This is a genomic window from Halomonas sp. 3D7M (assembly GCF_014897885.1).
Classification (GTDB): Bacteria; Pseudomonadota; Gammaproteobacteria; order Pseudomonadales; family Halomonadaceae; genus Vreelandella.
This window is the reverse complement of sequence record NZ_JABUZF010000247.1, coordinates 31339-35999: the sequence shown is the minus strand read 5'-3', so window position 1 is coordinate 35999 and position 4661 is coordinate 31339. Positions and strand designations below refer to the sequence as shown.

Sequence of the window (4661 nt, the reverse complement as noted above, 5' to 3'; positions counted from 1 at the left end):
TTTGGTGAAACGAAAGGTGGCAAAACCCCGCCCGCCAATGTGCGCGTGTTGGACTCCACCGCTGAACGTAAAAAGGTAGAAACATCGCCAATCCATCAGGAAAGCGAACAGCTATCCAATCAGTCAGTTCAGGACACCAATGAGTCTGATCATCTAAAACCTGATCATGGTGATGTAGACGGTGTGTAATAGAATGCCGGTTATTGACAACGGCTAACTAAACAACAGTGCCGCCCAAAAGGGCGGCACTGTTGTTGAAACATCCGCTGTAATTCATATTCGTCAGAACGTTAGAACCCTTTATAGGTTATCCAGTTCGGGCGCTCCTTTGGGGCGTACGATTTTGATCTTCTCCTTCATCAGCGCCTTCATCAGTGCAAAGACCATGGCGAAGACCATGATAAAGATAGGCAGACCGATGACGGTAATCACTTGCTGTAGCGCTACTAGTCCCGCATCCCCTGCGAGTACGATCAGCATGGCTGCAACGGCACCTTCCGAGACGCCCCAGAATACCCGCTGATGAATTGGGCCGGGGTCCGTATCACCGGTACACAGTAGGTCGATGACCAGCGACGCGGAGTCCGACGAAGTAGCAAAGAAGATTGCCACGATAACGACGGCAAGCCCTTGAATCAGCGTAGCAGCGGGGAAGTTCTCAAAGAACGCAAACATTGCTAAGGGCACGCTCTCCATGACAGCGGCCGTCATCATACCGGCCTGGTCGCCCAGCTGTTCGCGAGCGGCCGCGCCGATACCATCGATTTCCATGGCCGACCAGCCAAAAATAGCAAACCACACCAGCGTAAACACAGAAGGTGCAAACAGCACACCAAGGACAAACTCACGGATGGTACGACCTTTGGAAATACGAGCAACAAACAAGCCGATAAAGGGAGACCACGTCACTGTCCAGGCCCAGTAAAAGACCGTCCAGTTACCCTGCCAGCCCCAGCTGCCTTCTTCACGGGTATATTGCGCTAGCGTGTCGTTCCAGAACGACAACGGCACGATGTTGGAAATATAAATGCCGAGCGTTTCGATAATGCCGCGCAGAAGAAAGACGGTCGAACCGGTAAACAAGACAAACAACATCAACCCTACGGCCATGCCGATATTGATGTTGGAAAGCAGCTTCACGCCTTTATCCAGCCCGCCTGCAATGGAGGCTACTGCGACTGCCGTTAACACGATGATGATAATGACTTTAGTGGTCACGCTATCAGCAACGCCAAAAAGTTCGCTTAGCCCTGCATTAATTTGAGAGGTACCTAGCCCGATAGAAACGGCCACCCCAAACAGCGTTCCGAGTACCGCAAAGATATCGATCGTTTTACCGATTGGGCCGTAGATACGCTCCTTGAGCAGCGGATAGAACACTGAGCTGACGCGTACAGGGAGGTCGTAGCGGTAAATAAAGTAGGCAAAGGCTAGCCCTGGCAGGGTGAAAATGGTCCAGGTATGCAAGCCCAAGTGGTAAAGCGAAAAGCCCATCGCTTCACGAGCGGCTTCTACCGTATGTGGCTCAATATCGCCATGAGGCGGGTTGGCAAAATGAAAGACCGGCTCGGCCACCCCCCAAAACATCAACACTGTGCCAATACCACCGGCAAACAGCATCGTGAACCAGGAAATATTGCCGTACTCCGGCCGATCGTCTTCGTCGCCCAAGCGAATATTGCCGTAACGGCTGAGTGCTATCCACAGTAGGAAAACCAGCCAGAAACTAACCCCAAAGATAAAGAACCAGCCAAGATTGGTAACCACCCAACTGCGGCCAGCAGCAAAAATGCTTCCGATCGTCTCGGGGGCAATAATGAGTGCGACAAGAAACAGCACCATCAAGCCAGCCGAAGTAAAAAAAATGGTGGGGTCCGTGCGCAGCCCCAGTCGTTGCGCGAGTTTTTCCATGAGAATTTCCTTTTTATTGTTGGAATAGTCGCCTAGATGGGTTGCATGCCAGCTGAAATAAGGCGACTTTCACGAGTCTACAGACAACTCTTCTGTCCATGGAAGGTGGGAAATGTGACCTTTGATTAAATCGTGCAGGGCTTAACGTACCGTCAACGAAAAGCTGCCGAATGACTTAATAAGCATCGGCAGCGTATGGCGTAAGAGGGCGTTAAAGACAGATTTTAAAGACAGGTTTTAAAGATAAGTTTTAAAGATAGATTTGAAAGATAGGTTGGAATGCTTTCAGCCTGGATAGTTTTCGGAATGTTGCCCTTCAAGGTTGATCGACTCACCCCCATCGACAAATAGAATTTGCCCAGCAACAAACTCATTGTCTAATAAATAGTGCAACGCTTGTACAAGGTGGGCGGGATCACCCTGGTGCTTAACGGGTATACCTTCAATTCGCCACTGAATATAGTCGCTGGTGCGTTGAGAAGCGGGCAGTACCACGCCGGGAGCAATACCATTAATACGCAGGCGTGGTGCAAACTCTAGCGCTGCCATACGCGTCATATCAGAAAGGCTCTTTTTCGATAATAGATACGCGGCATACGGGTACTGGTGATAGGCCACTTTATTATCAATAATATTAATGACCTGGCCTCTATCGACGGCGTCTGCAAAGTAACGTGTGAGCAGCAACGGTGTAAACATATTGACCCTAAACTGCGTTTCCAGCATGGCCATGTCGGTGCCTGAAATGGGAGCAGGTTCATATGCAGAGGCGCTATTAAGAAGCACATTTAAGTTTGGGAAGTGTTGTTTGGCGGCTGTCACAAGTTCTTCAAGAGAGTCGCTCAGGAAATTGCATGGCAGTATTTCGCAGCGCTGTCCTTTGGCGCGAATCGTCTTGGCAACGTCTTCGGCTTCACCCCGTGAGCTATTCACATGTAAGGCAATATCATAGCCCTTAGCCGCTAGGGCTTCGGCGAAATAGCGTCCCAAACGTGTTGCGCCGCCAGTGATCAGTGCAGCTGATGAACTCATGCAAGTTCCCCAAGTGGATTAACGTTAGCGTTGAGTATGACTTTCTGCGTGAGCGTAGCGTTTGTCAATATCTTGTACATAGCTTGAACAAAATAGCAGGCAAGCTAATCTTACGTATCATCAATATGACCTGACAGCCGCCTTCGAATTTTGACGCTAAGCGCCGGGTTTCTAAAGTAGGGTCTACAAGATTAGGATGCAGCTATGCCACTCTCATCGTTAAACACTACGCCAGATACGCCCCTCCATGAATGCTTAATCTCTCTCGGTACCAATATTGAGCCGGAACACCACTTTCACGAAGCACTGACTATTTTGCGCAGCGAGTGTGAGCTGATAGCCAGCTCAGAAGCGATTCGCACAACGCCGGTTGGCTACCAACACCAGCCGGACTTCCTGAATGCAGCCTTACTTGTGCGTACATCTCTTGATCACGACGCTTTTCGCGCTTACTTAAAAGAGGTGGAAAATCGTCTCGGACGTGTGCGAGGCCCGATTAAATCAGGGCCGAGAACCATGGACTTGGATATTGTGGCGTGGGATGGCGAAGTCATCGATGAGGGGTACTACCAGCATAGCTACGTGCGTCGCCCGGTAGATGAAGTGCTGGCTGCCAGCCGCCGGACACTTAAACAACGAGCATGCTCATGATTTTTGCGTTGCGGCCGATAATAGCAGTGTAGCCTCCTACTGTTGGGCAGGCTGACCTGCCTCGGAGACGAGCGTTGCTAAGCCTAAACACCAATCTGATGTCTCTTATCGTGCAGAATAATCTGCGTAGCAGTCAGCAATCGATGCAGACCGCTATGGAGCGTCTTTCTTCTGGGCTACGTATCAATAGTGCCAAGGATGACCCGGCAGGTCAGGCGATTGCCAATCGCATGGGGGCTCAGCTGCGTGGTATGGAGCAAGCCATTCGCAATACCAATGACGGCATTTCCATGGTGCAAACAGCAGAGGGTTCGCTCAATCAAATTAACGATAACTTGCAGCGTATTCGTGAATTGAGTGTTCAAGCGGCTAACGGCACTAATGCTCCCGATGATCTTGACTCAATTCAAAATGAGATCAATCAGCGCCTAGATGAGATTGATCGTCTTGCCGAACAGAGTAACTTCAACGGCATTGGCTTGTTTGATAGTAGCAAAGAGGTAAATATTCAGGTGGGTGCTAACGATGGCGATAGCATTGCGGTGCGCTTAGCAGCCATGAATAGGCAGGCATTGGGGCTGGAAAGCTTTAGTGTTTTAGATGATGGCAACGCAACGGATAACCCGCTTAAGGCGCTAGATGGCGCCATTAAACAGGTGGATCGCCAGCGGAGTTATTTAGGCGCGGTACAAAATCGCTTCGAAAGTGTGATCGATGGACTCAATACCAACATTATTAATACGTCTGCTGCTCAGTCGCGCATCCAAGACGCGGATTATGCCCGTGAAATTTCTAATCTAATTCACGCGCAAATTCTGCAGCAGGTCGGTATCGCTATTTTGGCTCAAGCCAACCAGCAGCCGCAGATGATTCTGCGCCTGCTGGAAGGTCTATAACATTAGGGCTATAACATCAGAGCTATAACATCAGGGCCGCATAAGGACTATCAACCGTTACTCGATAATGCCCTGTTCGCGCGCCATGGCATAGGCTGCCTGGGGGCCATTCCACAGCGATGGCAGTAAAATCAGTGAAACGGGAATCGCGGTAATCACGATAAATTGCTG

General features: G+C 50.1%; 6 protein-coding genes. 3 read left to right on the top strand and 3 right to left on the bottom strand.

Annotated elements, in window-relative coordinates; translation table 11 throughout:
* The coding region (locus INT22_RS21135) for a hypothetical protein (RefSeq protein ID WP_226912768.1) at positions 1 to 189 on the top strand (189 nt) is incomplete at its 5' end.
* A 111-nt stretch (positions 190 to 300) separates the two neighbouring features.
* Here the strand turns inward: INT22_RS21135 and INT22_RS14630 are convergent.
* Both INT22_RS14630 and INT22_RS14625 read right to left on the bottom strand, forming a co-directional pair.
* Positions 301 to 1911 carry a BCCT family transporter gene (locus INT22_RS14630; RefSeq protein ID WP_089040319.1) on the bottom strand — a complete coding sequence of 537 codons (1611 nt, stop codon included), beginning with the start codon at positions 1909 to 1911 and terminating at the stop codon, positions 301 to 303.
* 285 nt (positions 1912 to 2196) lie between these two features.
* Positions 2197 to 2943, bottom strand: a complete 747-nt coding sequence (locus INT22_RS14625; protein ID WP_193060706.1) for an SDR family oxidoreductase — start codon at positions 2941 to 2943, stop codon at positions 2197 to 2199.
* A 204-nt stretch (positions 2944 to 3147) separates the two neighbouring features.
* Between INT22_RS14625 and folK the strand changes: the two genes are divergently transcribed.
* A complete protein-coding gene (gene folK, locus INT22_RS14620) occupies positions 3148 to 3594 on the top strand; it encodes a 2-amino-4-hydroxy-6-hydroxymethyldihydropteridine diphosphokinase (RefSeq protein ID WP_193060707.1) in 447 nt (148 codons plus the stop codon).
* Between the two features lie 74 nt (positions 3595 to 3668).
* Entirely contained in the window at positions 3669 to 4490 is an 822-nt protein-coding gene (locus tag INT22_RS14615; RefSeq protein WP_319022085.1) for a flagellin N-terminal helical domain-containing protein, read from the top strand.
* Positions 4491 to 4547: 57 nt separating this feature from the next.
* Here INT22_RS14615 and INT22_RS21130 read toward each other — a convergent pair.
* The coding region (locus tag INT22_RS21130) for a hypothetical protein (RefSeq protein ID WP_226912779.1) at positions 4548 to 4661 on the bottom strand (114 nt) is incomplete at its 5' end.

Bases quoted from the DNA above. Each gene is read 5' to 3' on its own strand.
- INT22_RS14625 (WP_193060706.1), bottom strand. From the start codon at position 2,943: ATGAGTTCATCAGCTGCACTGATCACTGGCGGCGCAACACGTTTGGGA.
- folK (WP_193060707.1), top strand. From the start codon at position 3,148: ATGCCACTCTCATCGTTAAACACTACGCCAGATACGCCCCTCCATGAA.
- INT22_RS14630 (WP_089040319.1), bottom strand. From the start codon at position 1,911: ATGGAAAAACTCGCGCAACGACTGGGGCTGCGCACGGACCCCACCATT.